Source organism: Rhodococcus sp. KRD175 (assembly GCF_017168275.1).
GTDB classification, from domain to species: Bacteria; Actinomycetota; Actinomycetes; order Mycobacteriales; family Mycobacteriaceae; genus Rhodococcoides; species Rhodococcoides fascians.
Genome location: NZ_JABFAQ010000045.1, coordinates 1 through 271 on the forward strand (window position 1 = coordinate 1; position 271 = coordinate 271).

The following is a 271-nucleotide window of genomic DNA, read 5'->3' on the forward strand; positions in this document are numbered from 1 at the left end:
GCGCACGACGTGGAAGGGATCCATCACCGTGACCGCGTCCGGGATCTCCTCCGCAGCGGCGGTCTTGAACCCGGTGAAGCCGTCCATCGCGACCACCTCGACCGCGTCACGGAAGGCGTCGTCGCGGCCGACCCACACCCTCATCTGGGAAGAGCCCTGAGAGACGTCTTCGACGACGACGGGACCGGCGAGGAGCAAGGCGCGGTGAGCTAAAGAATGGAGCTTGCTCGGCTTCGACGCCGCCGCGAGCTCCGGTGAAACTCCGGTAGAA

General features: G+C 66.4%; 1 protein-coding gene. It reads right to left on the minus strand.

All coding sequences use genetic code 11. The annotated features are described in order from the left end of the window. Window positions 1-271: transposase (locus J1M81_RS24625; RefSeq protein WP_241258455.1), on the minus strand; the 271-nt coding region annotated here is incomplete at both ends.